25 protein-coding genes are annotated in these 25,806 nt (G+C 73.8%); 16 read left to right on the top strand and 9 right to left on the bottom strand.

The window, feature by feature from the left end; translation table 11 throughout:
* Positions 1–10 precede the first annotated feature (10 nt).
* From ACQEU6_RS12085 to ACQEU6_RS12070, 4 genes are read left to right on the top strand one after another with little or no spacing between them, the layout of a single operon-like run.
* Complete coding sequence (locus tag ACQEU6_RS12085) at positions 11–1,168, top strand: acetyl-CoA C-acetyltransferase (protein ID WP_499331498.1); 1,158 nt, start codon at positions 11–13, stop codon at positions 1,166–1,168.
* A 24-nt stretch (positions 1,169–1,192) separates the two neighbouring features.
* On the top strand, positions 1,193–2,350 hold the full coding sequence (locus tag ACQEU6_RS12080) for an NADH:flavin oxidoreductase (RefSeq protein WP_499331496.1): 1,158 nt from the start codon (positions 1,193–1,195) through the stop codon (positions 2,348–2,350).
* 43 nt (positions 2,351–2,393) lie between these two features.
* Positions 2,394–3,371, top strand: a complete 978-nt coding sequence (locus tag ACQEU6_RS12075; RefSeq protein ID WP_499331494.1) for an SDR family NAD(P)-dependent oxidoreductase — start codon at positions 2,394–2,396, stop codon at positions 3,369–3,371.
* A gap of 19 nt (positions 3,372–3,390) precedes the next feature.
* Positions 3,391–4,197: an HTD2 family dehydratase gene (locus tag ACQEU6_RS12070; protein ID WP_499331492.1), complete on the top strand. Its 807-nt coding sequence runs from the start codon at positions 3,391–3,393 to the stop codon at positions 4,195–4,197.
* A 13-nt stretch (positions 4,198–4,210) separates the two neighbouring features.
* Here the strand turns inward: ACQEU6_RS12070 and ACQEU6_RS12065 are convergent, their stop codons facing one another.
* The 3 genes from ACQEU6_RS12065 to ACQEU6_RS12055 form a co-directional block, all read right to left on the bottom strand.
* Entirely contained in the window at positions 4,211–5,878 is a 1,668-nt protein-coding gene (locus ACQEU6_RS12065) for a glycerol-3-phosphate dehydrogenase/oxidase (RefSeq protein WP_499331491.1), read from the bottom strand.
* A 117-nt stretch (positions 5,879–5,995) separates the two neighbouring features.
* Positions 5,996–7,516 (bottom strand): glycerol kinase GlpK, encoded by a 1,521-nt coding sequence (glpK, locus tag ACQEU6_RS12060; RefSeq protein ID WP_499331489.1) that lies wholly within the window; start codon positions 7,514–7,516, stop codon positions 5,996–5,998.
* Between the two features lie 42 nt (positions 7,517–7,558).
* A complete protein-coding gene (locus ACQEU6_RS12055) occupies positions 7,559–8,386 on the bottom strand; it encodes an MIP/aquaporin family protein (protein ID WP_499331487.1) in 828 nt (275 codons plus the stop codon).
* A gap of 246 nt (positions 8,387–8,632) precedes the next feature.
* Between ACQEU6_RS12055 and ACQEU6_RS12050 the strand changes: the two genes are divergently transcribed.
* Together ACQEU6_RS12050 and glpK (ACQEU6_RS12045) are read left to right on the top strand one after the other, a co-directional pair.
* Positions 8,633–9,400: an IclR family transcriptional regulator gene (locus ACQEU6_RS12050; protein WP_499331486.1), complete on the top strand. Its 768-nt coding sequence runs from the start codon at positions 8,633–8,635 to the stop codon at positions 9,398–9,400.
* Positions 9,401–9,466: 66 nt separating this feature from the next.
* Positions 9,467–10,993, top strand: a complete 1,527-nt coding sequence (gene glpK, locus ACQEU6_RS12045; RefSeq protein WP_499331484.1) for a glycerol kinase GlpK — start codon at positions 9,467–9,469, stop codon at positions 10,991–10,993.
* Between the two features lie 30 nt (positions 10,994–11,023).
* Here the strand turns inward: glpK (ACQEU6_RS12045) and ACQEU6_RS12040 are convergent, their stop codons facing one another.
* The gene (locus ACQEU6_RS12040; RefSeq protein WP_499331483.1) at positions 11,024–12,175 is read right to left on the bottom strand and encodes an acyl-CoA dehydrogenase family protein; all 1,152 of its coding nucleotides are present in this window, start codon (positions 12,173–12,175) and stop codon (positions 11,024–11,026) included.
* A gap of 84 nt (positions 12,176–12,259) precedes the next feature.
* Between ACQEU6_RS12040 and ACQEU6_RS12035 the strand changes: the two genes are divergently transcribed.
* The 7 genes from ACQEU6_RS12035 (at position 12,260) to ACQEU6_RS12005 (ending at position 19,241) form a co-directional block, all read left to right on the top strand.
* Positions 12,260–12,955, top strand: a complete 696-nt coding sequence (locus ACQEU6_RS12035) for a GntR family transcriptional regulator (RefSeq protein ID WP_499331482.1) — start codon at positions 12,260–12,262, stop codon at positions 12,953–12,955.
* A 67-nt stretch (positions 12,956–13,022) separates the two neighbouring features.
* Entirely contained in the window at positions 13,023–13,823 is an 801-nt protein-coding gene (locus ACQEU6_RS12030; RefSeq protein ID WP_499331480.1) for an enoyl-CoA hydratase/isomerase family protein, read from the top strand.
* 10 nt (positions 13,824–13,833) lie between these two features.
* Entirely contained in the window at positions 13,834–15,012 is a 1,179-nt protein-coding gene (locus ACQEU6_RS12025; RefSeq protein WP_499331478.1) for an acyl-CoA dehydrogenase family protein, read from the top strand.
* Positions 15,009–16,211, top strand: coding sequence for a CaiB/BaiF CoA transferase family protein (locus ACQEU6_RS12020; protein ID WP_499331477.1), 1,203 nt, complete (start codon positions 15,009–15,011; stop codon positions 16,209–16,211). The genes ACQEU6_RS12025 and ACQEU6_RS12020 overlap by 4 nt, the downstream gene beginning before the upstream one ends.
* A gap of 71 nt (positions 16,212–16,282) precedes the next feature.
* Complete coding sequence (locus ACQEU6_RS12015) at positions 16,283–17,143, top strand: helix-turn-helix transcriptional regulator (protein ID WP_499331475.1); 861 nt, start codon at positions 16,283–16,285, stop codon at positions 17,141–17,143.
* 107 nt (positions 17,144–17,250) lie between these two features.
* On the top strand, positions 17,251–18,261 hold the full coding sequence (locus ACQEU6_RS12010; protein ID WP_499340153.1) for an aldo/keto reductase: 1,011 nt from the start codon (positions 17,251–17,253) through the stop codon (positions 18,259–18,261).
* Positions 18,261–19,241 (top strand): quinone oxidoreductase family protein, encoded by a 981-nt coding sequence (locus ACQEU6_RS12005; protein WP_499331474.1) that lies wholly within the window; start codon positions 18,261–18,263, stop codon positions 19,239–19,241. The genes ACQEU6_RS12010 and ACQEU6_RS12005 overlap by 1 nt, the downstream gene beginning before the upstream one ends.
* Positions 19,242–19,273: 32 nt before the next feature.
* Here the strand turns inward: ACQEU6_RS12005 and ACQEU6_RS12000 are convergent, their stop codons facing one another.
* Complete coding sequence (locus ACQEU6_RS12000) at positions 19,274–19,855, bottom strand: AhpC/TSA family protein (protein ID WP_499331473.1); 582 nt, start codon at positions 19,853–19,855, stop codon at positions 19,274–19,276.
* 66 nt (positions 19,856–19,921) lie between these two features.
* Here ACQEU6_RS12000 and ACQEU6_RS11995 point away from each other — a divergent pair, with 66 nt between their 5' ends.
* On the top strand, positions 19,922–20,539 hold the full coding sequence (locus tag ACQEU6_RS11995; RefSeq protein ID WP_499331471.1) for a TetR/AcrR family transcriptional regulator: 618 nt from the start codon (positions 19,922–19,924) through the stop codon (positions 20,537–20,539).
* A gap of 25 nt (positions 20,540–20,564) precedes the next feature.
* Here the strand turns inward: ACQEU6_RS11995 and ACQEU6_RS11990 are convergent, their stop codons facing one another.
* Genes ACQEU6_RS11990 through ACQEU6_RS11975 form a run of 4 tightly spaced genes read right to left on the bottom strand, consistent with a single transcriptional unit; the run spans position 20,565 to position 24,029 of the window.
* Positions 20,565–21,698 (bottom strand): NAD(P)H-dependent flavin oxidoreductase, encoded by a 1,134-nt coding sequence (locus tag ACQEU6_RS11990; RefSeq protein WP_499331470.1) that lies wholly within the window; start codon positions 21,696–21,698, stop codon positions 20,565–20,567.
* Positions 21,695–22,426, bottom strand: coding sequence for a CoA-transferase subunit beta (locus tag ACQEU6_RS11985; protein ID WP_499331468.1), 732 nt, complete (start codon positions 22,424–22,426; stop codon positions 21,695–21,697). Before ACQEU6_RS11985 ends, ACQEU6_RS11990 begins: the two co-directional genes overlap by 4 nt.
* Positions 22,423–23,286, bottom strand: a complete 864-nt coding sequence (locus ACQEU6_RS11980; RefSeq protein WP_499331467.1) for a CoA transferase subunit A — start codon at positions 23,284–23,286, stop codon at positions 22,423–22,425. Before ACQEU6_RS11980 ends, ACQEU6_RS11985 begins: the two co-directional genes overlap by 4 nt.
* Positions 23,283–24,029 (bottom strand): enoyl-CoA hydratase family protein, encoded by a 747-nt coding sequence (locus tag ACQEU6_RS11975; RefSeq protein WP_499331466.1) that lies wholly within the window; start codon positions 24,027–24,029, stop codon positions 23,283–23,285. Before ACQEU6_RS11975 ends, ACQEU6_RS11980 begins: the two co-directional genes overlap by 4 nt.
* 87 nt (positions 24,030–24,116) lie before the next feature.
* Between ACQEU6_RS11975 and ACQEU6_RS11970 the strand changes: the two genes are divergently transcribed.
* Both ACQEU6_RS11970 and ACQEU6_RS11965 read left to right on the top strand, forming a co-directional pair.
* On the top strand, positions 24,117–24,890 hold the full coding sequence (locus tag ACQEU6_RS11970) for an SDR family oxidoreductase (RefSeq protein WP_499331465.1): 774 nt from the start codon (positions 24,117–24,119) through the stop codon (positions 24,888–24,890).
* Complete coding sequence (locus ACQEU6_RS11965; protein ID WP_499331463.1) at positions 24,887–25,795, top strand: SDR family oxidoreductase; 909 nt, start codon at positions 24,887–24,889, stop codon at positions 25,793–25,795. Before ACQEU6_RS11970 ends, ACQEU6_RS11965 begins: the two co-directional genes overlap by 4 nt.
* Positions 25,796–25,806: the final 11 nt, after the last annotated feature.

Here is a 25,806-nt window from a genome sequence, read left to right as displayed (position 1 = left end):
AGACACCCCCATGGCCGAGGCCTACATCGTCGACGCGGTCCGCGCCCCGGTCGGGCGCCGGGGCGGCGGGCTCGCCGGAGTCCACCCCGCCGACCTCGGCGCGCACGTGCTGACCGCCCTCATGGACCGGACGGGGATCGACCCCGCCGCCGTCGAGGACGTCGTCTTCGGCTGCGTCGACACCCTCGGCCCGCAGGCCGGCGACATCGCCCGCACCTGCTGGCTCGCCGCCGGGCTCCCCGAGGAGGTCCCCGGCGTCACGGTGGACCGGCAGTGCGGCTCCTCCCAGCAGGCCGTGCACTTCGCGGCGCAGGCCGTCCTGTCCGGGACGTCGGACCTGGTCGTCGCGGGCGGCGTGCAGAACATGTCGCAGATCCCGATCGGCTCGGCGATGACCGCCGCGGCCCCGCTCGGCTTCACCGAGGGCCCCTTCGCGGGCTCGGCGGGCTGGAACCGCCGCTACGGCGGCGTCGAGGTGTCGCAGTTCAACGGCGCCGAGATGATCGCCCGCGACTGGGACATCTCCCGCGAGGAGATGGAGGCGTTCGCCTACGCGTCGCACCAGCGCGCCATCCGCGCCATCGACGAGGGGCGCTTCGAGCGCGAGACCGTCCCCTGCGAGGGCGTCGCCGCCGACGAGGGCCCGCGCCGCGACACCACCCTGGAGAAGATGGCGGGCCTGAAGACCCTCGTGGAGGGCGGCCGCCTCACCGCGGCCGTCTCGTCGCAGATCTCCGACGGCGCCGCCGCGCTGCTCATCGCCTCCGAGCAGGCCGTCAAGGACCACGGCCTCACCCCGCGCGCCCGCGTCCACCACCTCTCCGCGCGCGGAGAGGACCCGATCCGGATGCTGTCGGCACCCATCCCCGCCACCGCGCACGCGCTGAAGAAGACCGGGATGACGATCGGCGACATCGACGCCGTCGAGATCAACGAGGCGTTCGCCTCCGTCGTCCTCGCCTGGCTCAAGGAGACCGGCGCCGACCCGGCGACGACCAACCCCAACGGCGGCGCCATCGCCCTCGGCCACCCTCTCGGCGCCACCGGCGCCCGCCTGATGACCACCCTCCTGCACGAGCTCGACCGCACCGGCGGCCGCTACGGCCTCCAGACCATGTGCGAGGGCGGCGGCCAGGCCAATGTCACCATCATCGAGCGGCTGAGCTAGCCCAGGGCTGTCTGGAGGAGGACCGTGGAGGTCTTCGAAACGGCGCGGCTCGGGCCGCTGACGCTGCGGAACCGCGTGATCAAGGCGGCGACGTCCGAGGGGATGACGCCCGACGCGCTGGTGACCGACGACCTGATCGAGTACCACCGGCGTCCCGCCGCCGGGGGAGTGGGGATGACCACCGTCGCCTACTGCGCGGTCGCGCCCGAGGGGCGGACCGAGCGGCGGCAGATCTGGATGCGGCCGGAGGCCGTCCCCGGGCTGCGGCGCCTCACCGACGCCGTGCACGCGGAGGGCGCCGCGGCGTCCGCGCAGCTCGGGCACGCCGGCCCGGTCGCCGACGCCAGCTCCAACGGGGTCCCCGCCGTCTCGGCCGGGCGGTTCTTCAACCCGCTCGGCATGGCCTTCACCAAGGTCGCCAAGGCGGAGGACATCGAGCGCGTCGTCCGCGCCCACGCCGAGGCCGCGCGGCTGGCGGTCGAGTCCGGCTTCGACGCCGTCGAGATCCACCTCGGCCACAACTACCTGGCCAGCTCGTTCCTCAGTCCCCGCCTCAACCGCCGCGAGGACGGCTACGGCGGGCCGATCGAGAACCGGGCCAAGGTCGCGCTCGGCATCGCCCGCGCCGTCCGGGACGAGGTCGGCGACCGCATCGCGATCACCGCCAAGCTCAACATGCGCGACGGCGTGCGCGGCGGCCTGGAGATCGACGACAGCCTCCACGTCGCCCGCGGCCTCCAGGAGGAGGGCACCGTCGACGCGCTGGAGCTGACCGCCGGCAGCTCGCTGCTCAACCCGATGTACCTGTTCCGCGGTGAGATGCCCATCCCCGAGTTCGCGGCCAGCTACAAGCTGCCCATGCGGATCGGCCTGCGCATGTTCGGCAAGCGGTTCCTGCGCACCTACCCCTACCAGGACGCCTATCTGCTGGAGCACGCCCGCAGGTTCCGCGCCGAGCTCGACCTGCCCCTGATCCTGCTGGGCGGCATCACCGACCGCGCGAGCATGGACACCGCGATGGCGGAGGGCTTCGAGTTCGTCGCCATGGCCCGCGCCCTCCTCCGCGAACCCGACCTCGTGAACCGGATCGCCGCCGACCCGTCCACGCCGTCCCTGTGCGTGCACTGCAACCGCTGCGTCCCGACGGTCTACCGGGGCACCCACTGCCCGCTCATCCCGTAGCCGGATTGACCTGGAGCGCGCTCCAGCCCATAGCGTTCGGGGCATGACCACTCCACAGCACACGATCGGATCGGGATTCGGCTTCGAGAGCACGGCCGGGGACGTCCTCGCGGGCATCGACCTCTCGGGCAGGCTCGCCGTCGTCACCGGCGGCTACTCGGGGCTCGGTCTGGAGACGACGCGGGCGCTGGCGGGAGCGGGGGCGCGGGTGGTGGTGCCGGCGCGGCGGCCGGAGGCGGCGAAGGAGGCCGTCGGCGGCATCGACGGAGTCGAGGTCGACGAGCTGGACCTGGCCGACCTGGACAGCGTGCGCGGGTTCGCGGAGCGCTACCTCGCGTCCGGGCGCGGCATCGACTTCATGATCAACAACGCGGGGGTCATGGCCTGCCCGGAGACGCGGGTCGGGCCCGGCTGGGAGGCGCAGTTCGCCACCAACCACCTCGGCCACTTCGCGCTGGTGAACCGCCTGTGGCCGGCGATCAGGCCGGGGGCCCGGGTCGTCGCGGTCTCCTCGCGCGGGCACCACTTCTCCTCCATCCGATGGGACGACCCGCAGTTCGAGCGCGGCTACGACAAGTGGGAGGCGTACGGGCAGGCGAAGACGGCCAACGTGCTGTTCGCCGTCCACCTGGACGCGCTCGCCAAGGACGCGGTGCGGGCCTTCTCGCTCCATCCGGGAGCCATCCTGACGCCCCTCCAGCGCCACATCCCCCTGGAGGAGAAGGTGGCGAACGGCTGGATCGACGAGGACGGGAACGACGTCGCCCAGGGGTTCAAGACGCCGGAGCAGGGCGCGGCGACGGCCGTGTGGGCGGCCACGTCCCCGCGGCTGGCCGGCATGGGCGGCCTGTACTGCGAGGACTGCGACATCGCCGAGCAGGTCCCGGGCGGCGAGCCCGAGCGGCGCGGCCGTATCGACGCGCCCTCCAGCGGGGTGTGCTCCTACGCGACCGACCCGGGGCAGGCCGCGCGGCTGTGGGAGCTGTCGGCGGAGCTGACCGGGGTGAACGCGTTCGCGTAGCGCCTGCGACGATGGGGCCGTGATCGACATCGCGGGGTGGGCCCCGGAACCGCAGGAGACGACCGAGGCCGTCGGCGCCGGGCCGTCGGCGGCGCTGGCCGCGATGCTCGACGTCCAGCCGCCGGGGGAGGAGCTGCCGCCCCTCTGGCACTGGCTGCACTTCCTGGAACGGCCGGCGCGGCGCGAGCTGGGGCCGGACGGGCATCCGCGCGAGGGGCGCTTCCTCCCGCCGCTCCCCGAGCGGCGCCGGATGTTCGCCGGCGGCCGGTTCCGTATCCACGAGCCCCTGCGCGCCGGTGACGCCGTCACGCGCCGGACGGAGCTCGCCTCCACCACGGTGAAGCAGGGGCGCAGCGGGGAGATGCTGTTCGTGACCGTCCGGCACACCTTCGTGCGGGACGGCGCCGAGATCGCGGTCGAGGAGCAGGACCTCGTCTACCGCAGCGGCGGCACGGCGTCCCGTCCGGAGCGTGTGGCGTACGAGGCGCCGGACGTGAACGCGCCGTGGACGCTGAGGACCGTCGCCGATCCGGTCATGCTGTTCCGGTTCAGCGCTCTCACCTACAACGCCCATCGCATCCACTACGACGAGGCGTACGCGACCGAGGTGGAGGGGCACGCCGGGCTGGTCGTGCACGGCCCGCTGCTCGCGATCCTCCTCCTGGAGCTTCCGCGCCGGGCGGGCCTGAAGGTGCGCGAACTGTCGTTCCGCGCACGCAGGCCCGTGTACGCGCGGCAGCCGTTCGTGGCGGCCGGGTCCCCGGACGGCACCCTCTCGATCCACGTCCCGGGCGACGCCACGGCGATGACCGCCGCCTTCGCGTAGGCGCTGATCGCCTTCAGGCGGCGGTGACGGGCGCCTCCTCGACGGCCGGGCCGCCGCGGCGCTCGGCCGCGACCCGCAGCACGTAGCGCTTCACCTCGCCGCTGACCTGCTCGGCGTCCCAGCCCAGCCGGGGCGCGACGAGTTCGGCGACGCGGGACGCCGCGGCCACGCCGCCGTCCCACTCCTCGATCGAGACGCGCAGCCGCCGCGACAGGACGTCCTCCAGGTGCAGCGCGCCCTCGTGCGTCACCGCGTAGACGGCCTCGGCGCACAGGTAGTCCGCGGCCCCGGGGACGGGGGCGCCGAGCGCCGGGTCGTCCGCGACCATGGCCAGCACCTCCCGGGCGCACGACCCGTACCGGTGCAGGAGGTGCTCGATCCGCGCGACGTGCAGGCCGGACTCGGCGGCGAGCCGGCGGCGCTCGTTCCAGAGCACCTCGTACCCGGTGGCGCCGATGATCGGAAGACGGCCCGTGACCGACGCGGGGACGGAGTCGTCCAGGCCCTCGGCGGCCATGTCGACCGCGTCCCGCGCCATCACGCGGTAGGTGGTGAACTTCCCGCCGGTCACGACGACGAGGCCGGGCACCGGCTCGGCGACGGCGTGCTCGCGCGACAGCCGCGTCGTGTCGTCCACCTCGGCGGACAGCAGCGGCCGCAGCCCCGCGTAGACGCCCTCGATGTCGTCGTGGGTGAGCGGCGTGCGCAGGACGGCGTTCGCCTGGTCGAGGAGGTAGCCGATGTCGGTGTGGTCGGCGACCGGCTCGTCGGGGCCGTCGGCGTGCGGGGTGTCGGTGGTGCCGACGAGCCAGTGCCGGCCCCACGGGATGATGAACAGGACGCTCCTGGAGGTCCGGGTGATCAGACCGGTGCCCGCCATCGGGATCCGGTCGCGCGGCACGACCAGGTGGACCCCCTTGGACGCCCGGACGCCGAACGCGGCCCGGGACCCGGTCATCGCCTGCGCGCCGTCCGTCCACACGCCGGTCGCGCACACCACGCTCCGGGCCCGCACGGCGATCTCCCGGTCGCCCTCCAGGTCCAGGACGCGGACGCCGGTCACCCGCTCGCCCTCGCGCAGGAACCCCGTCACCTCGGCGCGGGTCGCCACCCTCGCTCCGTACTGCGCGGCGGTGCGGGCGACCATCATCGTGTAGCGGGCGTCGTCGACCTGCGCGTCGTAGTACTGGACGGCGCCGACCAGCGCGTCCGACCGCAGGGCGGGGGCCTCCCGCAGCGCGGCCCGCCGCGTGAGCTGGCGGTGCCGGGGCAGCGACCGCGCGCCGCCCATCGTGTCGTACAGGGTCACGCCGGCGCTGACGTACGCCCGCTCCCAGACCCGGCCGCGCAGCGGGTAGAGGAACCGGACGGGGCGCACCAGGTGCGGCGCGAGCCGCTCCAGGAGCAGCCCGCGCTCGCGCAGCGCCTCCCTGACCAGCCCGAAGTCGCGCTGTTCGAGGTAGCGCAGCCCGCCGTGGATCAGCTTGCTGGACCGGCTGGACGTGCCGGCCGCCCAGTCCCGCGCCTCCACGAGGGCGACCGACAGCCCCCGCGAGATCGCGTCGAGCGCCGCGCCGGCGCCGACGATGCCGCCGCCGACGACCACGACGTCGAACTCGGTCTCCGCCAGGTCGCGCAGGGTGTCCTCGCGGTAGCGCGGGCCGAGGGCTACAGATGTCACCGCATGCTCCCGAAGAGAGGTCAGAACCAGTGTCGTGCGGCCGGGTTGCGGCGACCCGTCGCCCGGAGGACCTCCGGGCGAACGGCCCGCCGCGACCCGGCGAAGGGAGGGCGCCGCTCAGTCCCCGAGATCGACCCAGTCGAGCGTCCGGTCGACGGCCTTCTTCCAGCCTGCGTAGCCGTGTTGGCGTTGGTCGTTGTTCCAGGTGGGCTGCCAGCGTTTGTCTTCGTTCCAGTTCTGGCGGAGTTCGTCGGTGGTGTTCCAGAATCCGACGGCGAGGCCGGCGGCGTAGGCGGCGCCCAGGGCGGTGGTCTCGGCGACGACGGGCCGGGAGACCGGGACGCCGAGGATGTCGGCCTGCAGTTGCATGCACAGTTCGTTGGCGGTGACGCCGCCGTCGACCTTGAGGACGTCCAGGGAGACGCCGGAGTCCTCGCGCATGGCTTCGACGACGTCGCGGGACTGGTAGCAGATGGATTCCAGGGTGGCGCGGGCCAGGTGGGCGTTGGTGTTGTAGCGGGACAGGCCGACGATGGCGCCGCGGGCGTCGGATCGCCAGTAGGGGGCGAACAGGCCGGAGAAGGCCGGGACGAAGTAGACGCCGCCGTTGTCGTCGACCTGGCGGGCCAGGGCCTCGCTCTGCGCCGCGCCGGAGATGACGCCGAGCTGGTCGCGCAGCCATTGCACCGCCGACCCCGTCACCGCGATCGAACCCTCCAGCGCGTACACCGGCTTCTCGGATCCGAACTGGTAGCAGACGGTCGTCAGCAGCCCGCTCTTCGAGCGGACGAGTTCCTCACCCGTGTTGAGCAGGAGGAAGTTGCCGGTGCCGTAGGTGTTCTTGGCCTCGCCGGGCGAGAAGCACACCTGGCCCACCGTCGCGGCCTGCTGGTCGCCGAGCGCGGCCGTCAGCGGAACCTCGCCGCCGAGGGGGCCGTCCGCGCGGGTGACCCCGTAGGCGTCGGGCGCGGAGGACGGTTTGATCTCCGGCAGCATGGAGCGCGGGATCCCGAACAGGGCGAGCAGTTCGTCGTCCCAGGCGAGGGTCTCCAGGTCCATGAGCATGGTGCGGCTGGCGTTGGTCGGGTCGGTGACGTGCACGCCGCCGTCCGTCCCGCCGGTGAGGTTCCACAGCACCCACGCGTCGGTCGTGCCGAAGATCGCCTCGCCGTTCTCGGCGGCCTCGCGGACGCCGTCGACGTTCTCCAGGATCCACTGGATCTTGCCGCCGGAGAAGTAGGTGGCCGGGGGGAGGCCGGCCTTGCGCCGGATGAGGTCGCCCTTTCCGTCCCGCTCCAGGGCCGCGGCGATGCGGTCGGTGCGGGTGTCCTGCCAGACGATCGCGTTGTAGTAGGGGCGCCCGGTGCGCCGGTTCCACACCACGGTCGTCTCGCGCTGGTTGGTGATCCCGAACGCGGCCAGGTCGCCGTGGGACAGGTTCGCCTTGTTCAGGGCGGACTGGATGACCGAGCGCGTCCGCTCCCAGATCTCGGTGGGATCGTGCTCGACCCAGCCGGCCCGGGGCAGGATCTGCTCGTGTTCGAGCTGGTGGCGGGCGATCTCGTTGCCGCCGTGGTCGAAGATCATGAATCGGGTGCTGGTCGTGCCCTGGTCGAGGGCCCCGACGAAGTCAGCCATGCGCGGGTTCTCCTGGGGTCGTGGCGGGCGGGACGGGGCGCTTCACGCCTTCTCGTACTCGGGCTCGGGCTCGGTGAGCGCCTGCGGGTCGTCCTCGGCGGGCGGCAGGAACCGTCCGATCAGCGCCTTGTAGAGACCGACGCCGAGCACGCCGCCGACGAGCGGGCCGATGATCGGCACCCAGAAGTAGAGATCGCCGTTCTGGTCGCGCCACGCGCTGCCGTATCCGGTCAGGAACGAGGCGAGCCGCGGCCCGAAGTCGCGGGCCGGGTTGATCGCGTAGCCGGCGTCGGTGCCCCATGCCATGCCGATCCCGACGACCAGCAGACCGATCATGAACGGGGCGAGGTTGGCGAGCGGCGGGGAGTTGCGCACGTCGGTGAGCGCTTTGATCACGAAGAGCAGGATGGCGGTGCCGATCACCTGGTCGCGGAACGCGCCCCAGGTGCCGACCGGGAGCGTGCCGTTGCCCGGCAGGGTGGAGAACACGCCCTGGGTCTTGATGGTGTGGCCGGGATCGACCTTGGCCAGCACCTCGCTGTAGTTCCAGCGGACGATCAGTGCGGCGACGAACGCCCCCGCGGTCTGCGCGGCGATGTAGGGCGCCGTCTTGCGCCAGGCGAACTCCCTGAACGCGGCCAGCGCGACGGTGACGGCGGGGTTGAGGTGGGCGCCGCTGATCCTGGCCGCGACGTACACGCCGAGCGTGACGCCGAGGCCCCAGGCCCAGGCGATGCTGTCGTGGTCGCCGATCTCGGCTCCGGCGACCTGCGCGACGACGCCGACGCCGAACAGGATGAGGATCAGTGTGCCGGCGAACTCGGCGGCGAGTTCACCGGCCAGCGCGGGGATTCGGGTGCGTTCCGCCATGGTCGCTCCTCGGCAGGTGGGGTGGACGCGAGCCCCGTGAGGCTGGCTGGAACGTAAGCCGGGACGAACGTTCTGACAACGGGAGCCTGCCGACAATGTCGAACACTTTCGTCGTAGCCCGGCGGCGGTTACCCTCCACCCTGTGCACCAGATCGCAGAATCCGGGCAGCTCGGGGCGCATCGGACGTCGATTACGGCGGCTGCCGACATTGTCGGCACCCTGCCGGGCGACCTACCATCGGCTCCATGCCCGGACCTGTGCAGTCGATCGAGCGGGCGGCCGCGATCCTGCGGCTACTGGCGGCCGGTTCCGGCCGCCTCGGGGTCGGCGAGGTCGCCAGTTCGCTGGGCCTCGCCCGGGGCACCGCGCACGGCATCCTGCGCACCCTGGAGCGCGTCGGCTTCGTCGAGCAGGACCGCGGCACCGGCAAGTACCAGCTCGGCGCCGCGCTGCTGCACCTCGGCACCAGCTACCTGGACGTCAACGAGCTGCGCTCCCGCGCCATCAACTGGGCCGACGCGCTCGCCTCGCGCAGCGGCGAGGCCGTCCGGATCGGGACGCTGCTGGACGGGAAGGTCCTGGTCGTCCACCACGTGTTCCGCCCGGACGACACGCTCCAGGCCATGGACGTCGGGTCGCTGCTGCCCCTGCACGCGACCGCGCTCGGCAAGGCGCTGCTCGCGCACGACGCCAACGCGGCCGCGTCCATCCGCGACACCGTCCTGGAGTCCTACTGCCGGCGCACCATCACCGACCCCAGGGAGCTCGCACGGGCCGCCACCCGCGTCCGGGAGAGCGGCTGGGCCGCCGAGACCGAGGAGCTGTCCATCGGCGAGGCCGGGATCGCCGCCCCGATCCGCGGGCACGGGGGGCTCGTGGTCGGGGCCATCGGCATCTCCGGCGCGGTCGAGCGGATCTGCGACTCGCGCCGCGTCCCCGACCCGAGGCTGGTGGCCTACGTGCGCGACGCCGCCCGCGCCGTCTCCCGGGACCTCGGCGGCTCGCGCTGGTGACGCCCCGCCGCCCGCGCCGGCGCCGGGGCGGTGCGGGCGGGCGCGTCCGGGGGGAGGAGTCCGGCCGTGACCGAACGGTACGTGATGTCGATCGACCAGGGCACCACGTCCACCCGGTGCATCCTGTTCGACCACGGCGGCCGGCTGGTGTCGGTGGCGCAGCGCGAGCACCGGCAGTACTTCCCGAGGCCCGGCTGGGTCGAGCACGACCCGATGGAGATCTGGCGCAACCTGGAGCGCATCGCCCCGGAGGCGCTCGCCCAGGCGGGCGCGACGCCCGGCCAGGTCGCGGCGGTCGGGATCGCGAACCAGCGGGAGACGACCGTCCTGTGGGACCGGCTGACCGGCGTCCCGATCGGCCGGGCCATCGTCTGGCAGGACATGCGGACCGGCCCGCTCGTGGACGAGCTGGCCCGCGCTCCCGGCGCCGCGGTGGTCACCGAGCGCAGCGGGCTGCCGCTGGCCACCTACTTCTCGGCCCCGCGCGTCCGCTGGATGCTGGACCACACGCCCGGCCTGCGGGAGCGCGCCGAGCGGGGCGAGGTCCTGTTCGGCACGATGGAGAGCTGGCTGATCTGGAACCTCAGCGGCGGCGTCGACGGCGGCGTGCACGTCACCGACGTGACCAACGCCAGCCGCACGCTGCTGATGGACCTGCGCACGCTCAGCTGGGACGACGGCCTGCTCGACTTCTTCGGGGTGCCGACGGCGATGCTGCCGGAGATCCGGTCGTCCACCGAGACCTACGGGACGGCCCGCCGCGTGTTCCCCGGCGTGCGCGTCGGCGCCGCCCTCGGCGACCAGCAGGCCGCGCTGTTCGGGCAGGCGTGCTTCTCCCCGGGCGAGACCAAGTGCACCTACGGGACGGGCGCGTTCCTGCTGATGAACACCGGCACCACGCCGGTGAGGTCGGACAACGGGCTGCTCACCACCGTCGGCTACAAGATCGGTGACGAGCCCGCCGTGTACGCGCTGGAGGGCTCCATAGCGATCACCGGGGCGCTGGTCCAGTGGCTCCGGGACGGCCTCGGGCTGATCACCACGGCGCCGGAGATCGAGACCGTGGCCCGGACCGTCGACGACAACGGCGGCTGCTACATCGTCCCGGCGTTCTCCGGGCTGTTCGCCCCGCACTGGCGCAGCGAGGCCCGGGGCATCATCGTCGGGCTGACCTCCTACATCACCAAGGGGCACCTGGCGCGGGCCGTGCTGGAGGCGACGGCCTGGCAGACCCGCGAGGTCGTGGACGCGATGAACGCCGACTCCGGCCTCTCGCTGAGGGAGCTGAAGGCCGACGGCGGCATGACGTCCGACAACCTGGTCATGCAGATGGTCGCCGACGTGCTGAACGTGCCGGTGGCCCGCCCGATGGTGGTGGAGACGGTGTCGCTCGGCGCCGCCTACGCCGCCGGCCTCGCGGTCGGCTACTGGACCGGGCTGGAGGGGCTGCGCCGCAACTGGCACCGCGCCGCCCGCTGGGTCCCGGCGATGGAGCCCGCGCGGAGGGCCGCCGAGTACGACAACTGGAAGCGCGCCGTGGAGCGCACGTTCGACTGGATCCGCGCGGGCGAGGACCCGGCGGCGGCGCCGTAGACCCGGTCCCGCTCTAGATCCGGCGCCGCCCTAGATCCGGTGCCGCTCGACGAGCTGCCGGACGATCACGTTGCGCTGGATCTCGTTGGTCCCCTCGCCGACGATCATCAGCGGGGCGTCCCGGAAGTAGCGCTCGACGTCGAACTCGGTGGAGTAGCCGGCCGCGCCGTGGATGCGGACCGCGTTGAGCGCGATCTGCATCGCCGCCTCGGAGGCGTACAGCTTGGCCATGCCGGCCTCCATGTCGCAGCGCTCTCCCGCGTCCAGGCGCTCGGCGGCGTCGAGGGTGAGCAGCCGCGCCGCGCGCAGCTGGGTGGCCATGTCGGCGAGGTAGTTGCCGATGGACTGGTGCCGCCAGATCGGCTTGCCGAAGGCCTCGCGCTGCTGGGCGTAGCGCAGGGAGTCCTCCAGGGCGGCGCGCCCGACGCCGAGGGCGCGCGCCGCGACCTGGATGCGGCCGACCTCGAGGCCGCGCATCATCTGGGCGAAGCCGCGCCCCTCCTCGCCGCCGAGCACGGAGTCGAGCGGCGCCTCGTAGCCCTCGAAGGACAGCTCGCAGCTCTCGACGCCCTTGTAGCCGAGCTTCGGCAGGTCGCCGGAGACGGTCAGGCCGGGGCCCTTCTCGGCCAGCAGGATGCTGATCCCCCGGTGCCGGGGCGACGCGGCGGGGTCGGTCTTGCACAGCAGCGCGATGAGCCCGGACGTGCGCGCGTTGGTGATCCACATCTTGGCGCCGTCGACGCGGTACCGGTCGCCGTCCCTGCGCGCGGTGGTGCCCATGGCCTGCAGGTCCGAGCCGCCGGACGGCTCGGTGAGCGCCATCGTGGCGCGCAGCTCGCCGGTCGCCATCCGGGGCAGGTACCGGGCCTTCTGCTCCTCGGTGCCGTAGACGGCGAGCAGGTGGGACACGACCGTGTGCCCGCCGAACGCGCCCGCGAGCGTCATCCAGCCGCGCGCCAGCTCCTCGGTGACGAGCGCGTAGCAGGCCTTGGAGACGCGGGCGTCGCCGTACGGTTCGGGCACGGCGAGCCCGAAGACGCCGAGTCGCTTCATCCGGTCGATGAGGTGGGCGGGATAGGTGCCCGCGTGCTCCAGGTCGCGGGCGACCGGGAGGACCTCCCTGTCGACGAAGTCCGCGACGACCTCGACGATGGCGCGCTCCTCGTCGCTGAGCGTGAACACGGCTCCGCTCTCCTCCCGCTTCGTGTTTCATATATTTGATAGGAAAATACCGGCTGTGAACCCCCACCAGGCGCACGGGAGACGATGAGAGTGGCACTTTCCGGTGACCGGGCCCTCGGCAGGCGCCGCCAGTTGAGCGACGAGGTGGCCGCCTACGTCCGCGAACTCATCATGTCGGGCCAGGTCAGGCATGGGGAGTTCCTCCGGCTGGAGCGCGTCGCCGAGGATCTCGGGATCAGCGTCACCCCCGTGCGGGAGGCCCTGCTGTCGCTGCGCGGCGAGGGCTTCGTCACGCTGGAGCCGCGGCGCGGGTTCATGCCGGCGCCGCTGACCCGGCAGGACGTCCAGGACCTGTTCGAGGCGCAGGCGTACTTCGCCGGCGAGCTGGCCTCCCGCGCCGCCGGGAGGATCACCGGGGCGGAGCTGGAGTCGCTCGACCAGACGCAGGCGCTCCTGGAGGAGGCGTCCAGGACACGCGACTCCGCCGCCATCGAGCGCGCCAACCACCAGTTCCACCGGATCATCAACCTGTGCGCGGGGTCGCCCAAGACGTCCTGGCTGCTGCAGCTCGTGGTGCGCTACGCTCCGCGCCGCTTCTACTCCAGCATCGACGGCTGGACGCAGGCGTCGGTCGACGACCACCATCTCGTCCTCGCCGCGCTGCGGGCCGGGGACGGCGACGCCGCGCGGCAGGCGATGCGCGCCCACATCCGGCACGCGGGGGCCCTGCTCGTGGTGCACCTGGAGGCGCAGGGCTTCTGGAACGAGCAACCCGGCTGACGGCCCCGGGCTCTCTTCCCCCTGCTTCAGGGCTCACCTATCGTATAAAAAATTTTCAGGAGGGTTGATGGACGACCGGGACTCCGCACCGGCGCGCGGCCCCGTGGTCACCGCCGCCGACCACGGCGCCACGCGGGTGCTGACGCTGAACCGGCCCGAGGCCCGCAACGCGATCGACATCCCGACGCGCGAGCGGCTCGCGGAGGAGGTGCGGCGCGCCGCGGACGACCCGGGCGTCCGGGCCGTCGTGCTGACCGGCGCGGCGGGGACGTTCTCGGCGGGCGGCGACGTCCGCTCGATGGAGGGCGCCGGCCCGGACGCCGTCCGGGCCCGGCTCGACCCCCTGCACGCGACCGTCAGGCTCATCGCGACCTGCGGGACGCCGTTCGTCGCGGCGGTCGAGGGCGCCGCCGCCGGGCTCGGCGTGTCCCTCGCCGCCGTGTGCGACCACGTGGTCGCCGCGGAGGACGCCCGTTTCGTCGCCGGGTTCGGCAAGGTCGGCCTCGTCGCCGACGGCGGGCTGCTCTGGACGCTCCCGCAGCGCGTCGGCGTGGGCCGCGCCAAGCAGATGCTGGTGTTCGGCCAGACCGTGCCCGCACCCCGCGCCTACGAGATCGGGCTCGCCGACTCCGTCGTCCCGTCCGGCACGGCCTTGGACGCCGCCCTGGAACGCGCCGAGGAGGCCGCCGCACTCGCCCCGCTGGCGGTCGCCGCCGCCAAGCGGCTCCTCGCCCGGACCGGCCAGAGTCTGGACCGCCTGCTGGAGGCCGAATTGGAGGAGCAGACCGCCCTGTTCGGCAGTGCCGACTTCGCCGAGGGCCGGGCCGCGTTCGCCGAGCGCCGGCCGCCGCGCTTCGAGGGCCGCTAGGGAGGACGACGTGAGCAGGCTGCAGCAGACCCACGGGCTGACGGACGAGCAACGAGAGATCATCGCTACCGTCCGGGCGTTCGTCGAGAGGGAGATCCTCCCGGTCGCGACCGAGCTGGAGCACGCCGACGCCTACCCGCAGGCGATCGTGGACGGGATGAGGGAGCTCGGGCTCTTCGGCCTCACGATCGCCGAGGAGCACGGCGGGCTGGGGGCGTCGCTGCTGACCTACGCGCTGGTGGTGGAGGAGCTGTCGCGCGGCTGGATGAGCGTGTCGGGGATCGTCAACACCCACTTCATCGTCGCCTGGATGATCGCCCAGCACGGCACCGCCGAGCAGAAGGCGCGCTACCTGCCGAGGATGGCGACCGGCGAGATCCGCGGCGCGTTCTCGATGTCGGAGCCGGGCTGCGGGTCGGACGTCTCGGCCATCACGACCCGGGCCGTCCCGGACGGGGACGACTACGTCGTCGACGGCCAGAAGATGTGGCTGACCAACGGCGGCTCGGCCAACCTGGTCGCGACGCTGGTCAGGACCGACCCCGCCGCGGGCCACCGCGGCATGACGACGCTCCTGGTCGGCAAGGACCCGGGGTTCGGCGAGGTCGCGCCCGGCCTCACCGTGCCCGGCAAGATCGACAAGATGGGGTACAAGGGCGTCGACACCACCGAGCTGCTCTTCGACTCCTACCGGATCCCGTCCGCGCAGGTCCTGGGCGGGGCGCCCGGACGCGGCTTCTACCAGATGATGGACGGGGTCGAGGTCGGCCGTGTGAACGTGGCGGCGCGCGGCTGCGGCGTGGCCCGCCGCGCCTACGAGCTGGCCCTGGCCTACGCGCGGCAGCGCGAGACGTTCGGAAAGCCGATCGCCGAGCACCAGGCCGTCCTGTTCCGCCTGGCCGAGATGGCGACCAAGGTCGAGGCGGCGCACCAGATGATGGTGATGGCGGCGCGCCGCAAGGACTCCGGCGAGCGCAACGACCTGGAGGCCGGGATGGCCAAGTACCTGGCCAGCGAGTACTGCAAGGAGGTCGTGGAGGACGCGTTCCGCATCCACGGCGGCTACGCCTACTCGCGGGAGTACGAGATCGAGCGCCTGTACCGGGAGGCCCCGATGCTCCTGATCGGCGAGGGCACCGCCGACATCCAGAAGATGATCATCGGTCGCCGGCTGCTGGAGGAGCGGTGAGCGCGGCGGGCGCCCGGCTGCCGCTGGAGGGGATCACCGTCGTCGCGCTGGAGCAGGCGGTCGCGGCGCCGTTCGCGACGCGCCAGCTGGCCGACCAGGGCGCCCGCGTGATCAAGGTGGAGCGCGTGGACGGCGGCGACTTCGCCCGCGCGTACGACACGGGCGTGCGCGGCGGCCTCGGCACGCACTTCGCGTGGCTCAACCGGTCGAAGGAGTCGGTCGCGCTCGACCTCAAGCGGGACGAGGGCCGGGCCGTCCTCGCCGACCTGGTCGCGCGCGCCGACGTCTTCCTGCAGAACCTGGCGCCCGGCGCGGCCGCCCGGCTCGGGTTCGGCGCCGACGGGCTGCGGGCCCGCGACCCCCGGCTGATCGTGGTCGAGATGTCGGGCTACGGGACGCGCGGGCCGTACCGGGACAAGCGCGCCTACGACATGCTCGTCCAGGCCGAGGCGGGACTGATCTCGGTCACCGGCACGCCCGAGACGCCCGTGAAGGCGGGCTCGCCGCTGGCCGACATCGCGGCCGGGATGTACGCCTTCTCCGGGACGCTCGCCGCGCTCGTGCGGCGCGGCGCCACCGGGGAGGGCGCCTCGCTGGAGATCACGATGTTCGACGCGGTCGCCGAGTGGATGGGGCAGGCGATGTACACGACGCTCTACACCGGGTCCCCGCCGCCGCGCACGCGGCTGAGCCATCCCGTGATCGCCCCCTACGACGCCTACCCGACGGCCGACGGCGCCGACGTGGTGATCGGCGTCCAGAACGACCGCGGCTGGGCGGCCCTGGCCGCCGGCGTCCTGGAGCGGCACGACCTCGTGGCCGACCCGGAGTACGCGACGAACGCCGCACGGGTGAGGAACCGGGAGAAGGTGGACGCGCTCGTCGCCGGCGTCACGTCCCGGATGGGACGGGAGGAACTGCTGCGGAGGCTCGACGAGGCGGGCGTGCCGAACGCGTCCCTGAACGACGGGCACGGCCTCGTCGCCCACCCGCAGCTCGCCGAGCGGGACCGGTGGCGGGAGGTGGGCTCCCCGGTCGGCGGCATCCGGGCGCTGCTCCCGCCGATCACGTTCGCCGGCGCCGAGCCGCGCATGGACCCCGTCCCGGCGCTCGGCGAGCACACCGACGCCGTGCTGCGCGAGCTGGGACGCGACGACGCCGCCATCGCGGCGCTGCGCTCGGCGGGCGCGGTCGCCTGACCGCCGCTCCAGGACCCGCGGGGCCCCTCCGCGGCCACGCGGGTCCTGGGGCGGGCGGATATCGTGGCCGCATGGCCAGCCAGACGCCCGCCGCAGCACCCGGCCGACGCAGGGAGGAACTGCGCGACTTCCTGCGCACCCGCCGCGCCCGCCTCGCCCCCGCCGACGTCGGCATGCCCGACGGGGGCCGGCGCCGGACGCCGGGCCTGCGCCGCGAGGAGGTCGCCGTCCTCGCGGGGGTCGGCGTGTCCTGGTACACGTGGCTGGAGCAGGGCCGCGACATCAAGGTGTCCGGGGACGTCCTCGACGCGATCGCCCGGGCGCTGCGGCTGGACCGCGCCGAGCGCGAGCACCTGTACCTGCTCGCCGGGCTGAACCCGCCGCGCGCGGAGGCGGGCCCCGCGGTGCCGATCACGCCCGAGCTGCGGCGGGTGCTGGACGCCTGGTCGCCGCGCCCCGCCTACGTCCGCGACCGGCACTGGAACTTCGTCGCGATCAACGACGCGGCCCGCGAGGTCTTCGGGTACGGCGACACCGACCACAACTGCCTGGTCACCTACTTCACGAACGTCCGGTACCGGTCGATGAACATCCACTGGGCCGCCGCGGCGCCCGATGTCGTGGCGCGGTTCCGCGCCGACGCCGCCCGCTACCCCGACGACCCCGGTTTCGACCGGATCATCGAGGACCTGCTGGCGGTCAGCCCGGAGTTCGCCGAGCTGTGGCCCCGCCACGAGGTGAGCGAAGCCGGCCAGGCGGTCAAGGGCATCAGGCACCCGGACGCGGGGGAGCTGGTCTTCGAGGGCACGCTGCTGCCGCTCGCCGACCGTCCGGGCCACCACCTGGTGCTGCACAACCCGCGCCCCGGCACCGGCACCCGGGAGCGCCTCGAACGGCTGATGGCGCGCCGGGGCCTGGCCGCCGCCGGCTGACCCGGCTCGCCGTCCAGGGTGGTGGTGCCACACCCGGGATGAGCCGAGTCTGTTTACCTTCCGGCCCGTCCAGCATGATCGTCCTCATGAGCGACGAAGGAGACATCATGAGGACGCGGGACTTCGCCGGGACGCGGGTGGGCGCCGTCGGGCTCGGTTGCATGGGCATGAGCTGGGCCTACACCGAGTCGGAACGCGACGACGATGCCTCGGTGGCGCTGATCAGGGAGGCGCTCGACCTCGGCGTGACGTTCCTGGACACCGCGCAGCCCTACGGCGACGGCCACAACGAGGCCCTCGTCGGGCGGGCGCTGGCGGGACGCCGGGACGAGGCGGTCGTCGCCACCAAGACGGGCCTGGTCGTGGAGTCGCCGGTCGCCCGCGACCTCGTCCGGAACGGGACGCCGGAGCACGTCAAGGCGTCCGCCGAGGACAGCCTGCGCCGCCTCGGCACCGACGCGATCGACCTGTACTACCTGCACCGGGTCGACCCGGAGGTGCCCTTCGCCGACACGTGGGGCGCGATGGCCGAGCTGGTCGCCGAGGGCAAGGTCCGCAGGCTGGGCCTCTCGGAGGTCAACGTCGCCCAGGCGGCCGAGGCGCACGCGATCCACCCGGTCGCCGCCGTCCAGTCGGAGCTGTCGCTGTGGACCCGCGACGCCCTCGGCGTGCCCGGGGGGATGTCCGGCACGATGCCGGGCGACACCGCCGGGACGGGGGAGGGGCCGGGCGACGTGGTCGGCTGGTGCGCCGCCAACGGCGCGGCGTTCGTGCCGTTCTCGCCGCTCGGCCGCGGCTTCCTCACCGGGACGGTCACCACGTCCGACTTCGAGGACACCGACTTCCGCGGCGGCAACCCGCGCTTCCAGGAGGACGCCCTGAAGGCCAATCAGCGCATCGTCGACGTGGTGAAGGCGGTCGCCGCGAGGCACGGCGCCACGCCGGCCCAGGTCGCCATCGCCTGGACGCTGGCGCAGGGCGAGCACGTCATCCCGATCCCCGGCACCAAGAAGCGCAAGTACCTGCGCGACAACGCAGGCGCCGCCGCCCTGGACCTCACCGCGGCCGACCTCGCCGAGCTGGACGGCGTCCCCGCGCCCGTCGGGGGGCGTTACTGATGCGGGCCGTCACGATCCCCGAGTTCGGCGGCGCGGACGTGCTGCGCCAGGCCGAGGTGGAGGTCCCCGAGCCCGGACCCGGGCAGGTCTCCATCGACGTCGCGTACGCGGGCGCGAACTTCGCCGAGGTGCTGTACCGGCGGGGCGTCGTGGACGTGCCGCTGCCGTTCGTCCCCGGCATCGAGGTGTCCGGGCGCGTCCGGGCGGTCGGGCCGGGCGTCGAGGGGCTGCGCCGGGGCCAGCCCGTCGCCGCGTTGACGATCGTGGACAGCGGCGGCTACGCCGAGGTCGCGGTCACCTCCGCCGACCTCGTCGCGCCGCTGGACGGCCTCGACCTCGGGCTGGACGTCGCGGCCGCCGTCCCGTCCAACGGCGCCACCACCTTCCTCGTCCTGGACCGGGTCGCGCGCATCGAGCCGGGCGAGACCGTGCTGGTGCACGCGGCCGCCGGCGGCGTCGGCAGCCAGCTCGGCCAGGCCGCCCGGCTGCTCGGCGCGGGCCGGGTGGCCGGCACGGTCGGCGGCCCCGCCAAGATCGAGACCGCGCGCGGGTTCGGCTACGACGACGTCGTCCTGCGCGACGCCCTGCCGGGCGAGGTCGCGGGCCTCACCGGCGGGCGCGGGTTCGACGTCGTCGTGGACATGGTGGGCGGACCCGCCCGCCGCGCGAGCCTGGACGCCCTCGCCCCGATGGGCCGGATGGTCGTGATGGGCAACGCGTCCGGAGCCGACGACGTGGGCGTGTCGGCGAACGAGTTGTGGTTCGCCAACAAGACGGTGTCCGGGTTCAACCTCGCGGCGTTCGCGAGCGTCGCGCCGGCCGAGGCCGGGCGCGCCCTGCGCCGCGCGGTCGCCGCCGCCGCGTCCGGCGATCTGCGGGTCCAGGTCGAGGAACTGCCCCTGGAGCGGGTCGTCGAGGCGCACGAGCGCATCGAGTCGGGCGCCACCACCGGCAAGCTCGTCCTGGCGGTCAGGGGCTGATCCTCACGAGGCGTTCCCGGCACGGACGGCGGTCACCTCGCCGCCCTCCGGCCGGGGGACGGGGCCTCGGCGGCCAGGGCCAGCAGCTCGTCGACGGTCCACTGGTCGTAGGCGTGCTCGCCGTACTTGGCCGCGACGATCCTGCCGTCGGAACCGATCAGGAAGTCGGCGGGCAGACCGAGGCGGCCGCCGCCGGGGAGGAGCCTGGGGGCCCGCTCGCGCCGCCGGAGGACGTCCCAGGCGCCGCCGGCGACGGCCCGGGCGACCGTCCGCCACGCACGAGGGTGGAGCAGCGCGCGGCGGGCCGCCTCGACGCCGAACTCGGCGTACAGCCGCTTCGCCGGATCGCCGACCACCGGGAACGGCAGGCCGTCGACGTGCTCGCGCAGTTCCTCCGCGGAGGAGTGGAAGACCACGACCTCCCCGATCCCGGTGGCCTCGATCTCCTCGTGCCGCCGCACGATCGAGCGCAGGTGCAGGTTGCAGATCGGGCAGCCGGCGAACCGGCGGAACTGGAGGTGGACGAGGCGGCCGGGGTCGGGGACGGGGACCGGCGGCCCGCTCACGGGGGTCAGCTCCCGCGCGGGGACGTCGGAGCCGGGTGCCAGGTGCATGGGCGCTCCTTGAGTGCATGTCGTACGCCTACGATCGTAAGCGTATGCCGTACGCTGTCAAGCGCCATGCCTCGACCACGCTCGCTCAGCACCGGGCGGCTCGCGGGAGCCGCGCTCGCCGTCATCGACCGCGACGGCCTCGCCGGCCTGTCCATGCGCGCCGTCGCCGCGGAGCTCGGGATGAGCACCATGGCGCTCTACCGGTACGTGCGCGACCGCGAGGAACTGGAAGGGCTGGTCGTCGACCGGGTGTACGCCGAGGTCGATCCCGCGCCGCCGCCCGCCGGGCCCTGGGAGGCGCGGATCGAGACCATGGCCCTGCGGCTGCGGGAGGCGCTCCGCGCGCACGCGGCGGTCATGCCGCTGACGCTCGCCCGCAGGCACGACTCGGCGGGATCGCTCCGCTGGGGCGAGACGGTCGCCGGCGTCCTCGCCGACGCGGGCTTCGCCGGCCCGCGCGCGGCGATCGCGCTCCGCGCGCTGATCGCCTACATCGTCGGCGCGATCCAGCTGGAGCACCTGGGCGGGCTGGAGGCGGAGGGGACCGCCGTGATCGCCGGGCTGCCCGCCGACTCGTTCCCCCATCTGACGCGGACCGCGCGGCACGGCCGCCGCATCGGCCCCGACGAGGAGTTCCGCGAGGGGCTGGCGGCCGTGCTGCGCGGCCTCGGCGAGGGCGGGTGACGGCGCCTCCCGGCCGTCGCGGCCCCTACCGGGCCGCCAGGTGCGACTGCTGCGCGGCGATGGCGTCGGCCGCCTGCCGCACGATCGCGCCGATCAGGTCGGCGCAGTTCGGCAGGTCGTCGATCACCCCGACGACCTGCCCGGACGCCATCACCCCGAGGTCGGGGCGGCCGTCCACCATGGCGGCCTTCAGCAGCATGGGCGTGTTGGCGGCCATCAGCACCTGCGACCACGACAGGTCCTTGCCGTGCTTCATCGCCTTCCCGTCGGCGAGCATCTCCCGCCACGACATGCCGGACAGCTTCTTGAACCGGGCGCCGTTGCGCAGCGCCCGGACCAGCCCGCCGACCCGGCCGGAGCCCTCCAGCGCGTCGACCAGCCCGCTGCGCAGCACGCGGTGGGGCATGCCGTCCACCTGCCGCGTCACCACGGTCTCGCCGGTCTGGAGGTAGACCTGCTTGACCGCGTCCGGCACCGAGCTGTCGGAGGTCAGCAGGAACCGGGTGCCCATCGCGACGCCCGCCGCGCCGTAGGCGAGCGCGGCGGCGAGGCCGCGCCCGTCGAAGAACCCGCCGGCCGCGATCACCGGGATGTCGACGGCGTCCACGACCTGGGGGAGCAGCAGCGTGGTGGCGACGGGGCCGGTGTGCCCGCCGCCCTCGCCGCCCTGCACCAGGACGGCGTCGGCCCCCCAGCCCGCGACCTTCTCCGCGTGCCGCCGCGCGCCGACCGAGGGGATCACCACGAGACCGGCGTCCTTCAGCTTGGCGATCAGCTCCCGTTTCGGCGCGAGCGCGAACGAGGCGACCTTCACGCCCTCCTTGATCAGCAGGTCGATGCGGTCGCCCGCGTCCCCGGCGTCGGCCCGCAGGTTGACGCCGAACGGGGCGTCCGTGCGGTCCTTGACCTCGTGGATCGCGTCCGCGAGCTGGTCGAGCGTCATCGTCGCCGACGCCAGGACGCCGAGCCCGCCCGCGTTCGCCACGGCCGTGACGAGCCGCGGCCCGGCCACCCACCCCATGCCCGTCTGGACGACCGGGTGCCGCACGCCCGCCAGCCGGGTCAGCGGCGTGTCGAGCACCTGCCCGGCGGCCGCCCCGCTCACGCCTGTCCCTTGCGGGGGGACGACCTCCCGCGCCCCCCGGTTCGCTTCGCTCATGCCGGGACCTCGCGCTCGCGCAGGCCCCTCGGGTCGAGGACCTCGCGCATGATCCGCAGCTCCTCGGCGTCCGGCCGCCGCGTCTCGGGCACCTCGTCCGGGACGGCGAGCTCGAAGCCGGTGGCCGAGAGCACGTCCGCGACGCGCACTCCGGGATGGACCGAGCGCAGCCGCATCCGCCTCTCGGGGGTGTCGAAGTCGAGCACGGCCAGGTTGGTCACCACGGCGCGGATCTCGTGCGCGCCCCGGTCCCAGCCGACGCCGCTCACCATGTCGACCTTCTCGGTGAACACGCGCGCCGAGTGCTTCGGCACCCAGTAGCTCGTCGTGTTCAGCAGCGTGTTGCCCGGCCCGCCGCGCACCCCGAGGAGCTGCCGCGAGGGCTGCTTCCAGTCGCCGATGCACGAGATGTTGGTGTTGCCGTGCGCGTCGATCTGGCTCGGCCCCATCACCACGTGCCGCCGCCCGTTCAGCACGAGCCACAGGTGGTCGCGGAAGGGCAGCCAGCCCTCGACCGTTCCGGCCTGCGCCCCGAGCGGGACGGGCTCGGCGCTCAGCGACGGCCCGCCGTCGGTGGTCAGCAGGTCGGGCGCGAACGTCGCGCGCGCCAGCCGGGATCCCAGCATCGGGACGAACCCGGCCACCGCCGCCGCGACGATCTCCCCGTCGCCCCGGAACAGGTCCGCGCACGCCGCCGCGCACACTTCCGCCCTGGTCGCCTCGCTCATCGCGCCCCCTCCCGCCAGACCCGGACCGCGTCCTGGTAGGCGGCCTCGTCGCCGGACAGGAACCGCTCGCAGAAGGCCGACCACCGGTCCGGATCGGCCGCCGACTGCGCGTACAGCTTCTGGAACGCCTCGTCCCGCCCGGAGTCGGGCAGGCAGTCGGTGAAGTGCGCGCCGTTCGGCGTCTCCACCACGCCCGCCACCTGCGACCGGCTGATCAGCAGCGACTGCACCGGCCCCTCCTCGGCGAACTCGGCGGTGTCGACGAGCCGCTCGCACGACACGTACGTCCGGTCGGCCGCCTTGGCGAACAGGTCGTCCATGTACGGGTCGGGGCCGAGGTACTGGGCGTTGCCGCGCGCGTCGGCGCGGTTCATGTGGACCAGCGCCGCGTCCATCCGCAGCGCGGGGACGGCGACGAGCTCACTCCCGTCCTCGTAGGGCGACCGGACCGTCCGCAGCTCCGGGTTGACCTTCATCACGTCGGAGCCGAGGCCGACCGGGGTGGGCAGGAACGGCAGCCGGTGCGCCGCCGCGTACAGCCCGAACATGAACATGCCCTCGTCGTACTCGGTCAGCTCGATGGCCCCGGACTGGCGCGCCTGCCGGAAGTGCGGCTCCAGCGGGATCGAGTCCATCGTCACGAACGCGGTGACGAGCCGGCGGACCTTGCCCGCCGCGCACAGCAGCCCCACGTCGGGTCCCCCGTAGGAGACGACGGTGAGGTCGGTCACGGGCGAGCGCAGGATCGCCCGCACCAGCGCCATCGGCTTGCGCCGCGAGCCCCAGCCGCCGACCCCGACCGTCATGCCGCTCTCCAGCGACCCCGCGATCTCCTCGACGGACATCACCTTGGAACTCATCGGCCCCCCTTGGCGACGAAGGCGTCGCGGTGCTCGTCGCCCGCGCCGACGAGGTTCAGCTCGAACGTGAACCCCTGCTCGTAGCGGTAGCTGCGCTTGACGTCGACCGGGTCGATGCCGTTGAGCGACTCCTTGGCGCGCCGGATCACGTACCGGTCCTTGGCGGCGATGCCCGCGGCGACCTCCATCGCCTTGGCGCGCAGTTCCCCGGCCGGGACGACCTCCAGCACCGACCCGTGGTGGTGCAGCTCCTCGGCCGTGACGTTGCGGCACGTGTAGACCATCGCGCGCATCAGGTGCTGCGGGACGAGCCGGGCCAGGTGCGTGGCGGCGCCGAGCGCGCCCCGGTCCACCTCGGGCAGCCCGAAGTAGGCGTCCCGCGAGGCGATCACGATGTCGGCGTTGCCGGCGAGGCCGACGCCGCCGCCGAGGCAGAAGCCGTGCACCGCGGCGACGACCGGGACCTCGCAGTCGTAGACGGCGCCGAACGCCGCGAAGCAGCCGCGGTTGGCGCCGACGAGGGCGGCGTGGCCCTCGGTGCTCTGCATCTCCTTGATGTCGACGCCCGCGTTGAAGCCCCGGCCCTCGGCGCGGAGCACGACGGCCCCGACGCCGGGGTCGCGGCCCGCCGCGAGCACCGCGTCGGCCAGCTCGTACCAGCCCGCGACGGTCAGGGCGTTGACCGGCGGCGCGTCCACGACGATCTCGGCGACCCCGTCCAGGGTCGTGGTGGAGACTCCCATGCGCTACCTTTCCACCAAACATTTGTTAGAACAGACGGTAGCAGAGCCGTTCGGAGGAGGCGGAATGTCATCGGAGCAGGAGGCGGCATGGCGCTGACGCTCGACCTCGGGGGCAGGACCGTCGTGGTGACGGGGGGCGTGCGCGGGGTGGGCGCCGGGATCAGCCGCGCCTTCCTGGAGGCGGGCGCCGACGTGGTCGCGGTCGCCCGCCGCGAGCCGGAGGCGGTGCCCGAGGCAGGCGGACGGACCGCGCGGTTCGTCTCGCTGGACGTGCGCGACCCCGACGCCGTGCAGGCGTTCGCGGACGGCCTCGACCGCGTGGACGTGCTCGTCAACAACGCCGGCGGCGCCCCGTACCTGCCGGTGGCCGACGGCGCCCTGCGCACCCACGTCAAGATCATGGAGCTGAACCTGACGGCGCCGCTGATCATGGCCCGCGCGCTGCGGCCCCGGATCATGGAGGCCGGGGGCGGCTCGGTCGTCAACATCGGCAGCGTGAGCGGGGTGCGCCCGTCCCCGGGCACCGCCGCCTACGGCGCCGCCAAGGCGGGCCTGCACAACCTCACCCAGTCGCTGGCGGTCGAGTGGGCGCCGCACATCCGGGTCAACACGCTGATCCTCGGCATGGTCCGCACCGAACTGGCGCACCTGCACTACGGGGACGAGGACGGCGTCGCCGCGGTGGCGAGGACCGTCCCTCTCGGCCGCCTCGCCGACCCCTACGACATCGGCGCCGCCTGCGTGTTCCTGGCGTCCGACCTGGCGTCCTACGTGACCGGCTCGTCGATGCAGGTGCACGGCGGGGGAGAGCGCCCCGCCTTCCTGGACGCCGCCACCGTCAACAAGGAGGAAACGCGATGATCTGCAAGGACCGGGTGGTCGCCGTCACCGGCGCCGGACGCGGCCTCGGGCGCGCGCACGCGCTGGAGTTCGCCCGGCAGGGCGCCCTCGTCGTCGTCAACGACCTCGGCGTCGCGCGCGACGGCACCGGCGACGCCTCCGGGGGCCCCGCCCACGACGTCGTGCGGGAGATCGAGGCGCTCGGCGGCCGGGCGGTCGCCAGCACCGACGACATCGCCACCGACGAGGGCGCCGCCGGGCTGGTCGCCGCGGCGACCGGCGCGTTCGGGCGGCTGGACACCCTGGTCAACAACGCCGGGTTCCTGCGCGACCGGATGCTGGTCAACCTCGGCGAGGACGAGTGGGACGCCGTCATGCGCGTGCACCTCAAGGGCCACTTCCTGCCGCTCAAGCACGCCGGGCGGTACTGGCGGGCCGAGAGCAAGGCCGGCCGCCCCGTGGACGCGCGCGTCGTCAACACCTCCTCCGGCGCCGGGCTGCTCGGCAGCGTGGGCCAGGGCAACTACTCCGCCGCGAAGGCGGGCATCGTCGGGCTGACCCTCGTGGCGGCCGCCGAACTCGGCCGGTACGGCGTCGCGGTCAACGCGATCGCGCCCGCCGCCCGCACCCGGATGACCGAGGAGGTCTTCGCGCAGACGATGGCCGCCCCCGCCGAGGGCGAGTTCGACGCCATGGCGCCCGAGAACGTCTCGCCGCTCGTCGTCTGGCTCGGCTCCGCGGGGTCGCGGGAGGTCACCGGGCGGGTCTTCGAGGCCGAGGGAGGCAGGATCTGCGTGATGGACGCCTTCCGCCACGGGCCCGCCGCGGACAAGGGCGCCAGGTGGGCCCCGGCCGAGGTCGGCGACGTCGTCATGGACCTCCTGGCGAAGGCCCCCGCCCCCGAACCGGTGTACGGGGCGGGCTGACCGGCGCCCGC

The organism is Spirillospora sp. CA-108201 (assembly GCF_050936235.1).
Lineage (GTDB): Bacteria > Actinomycetota > Actinomycetes > Streptosporangiales > Streptosporangiaceae > Spirillospora.
The sequence above is the reverse complement of the archived record's forward strand: the minus strand, read 5'-3'. Positions and strand labels throughout refer to the sequence as shown.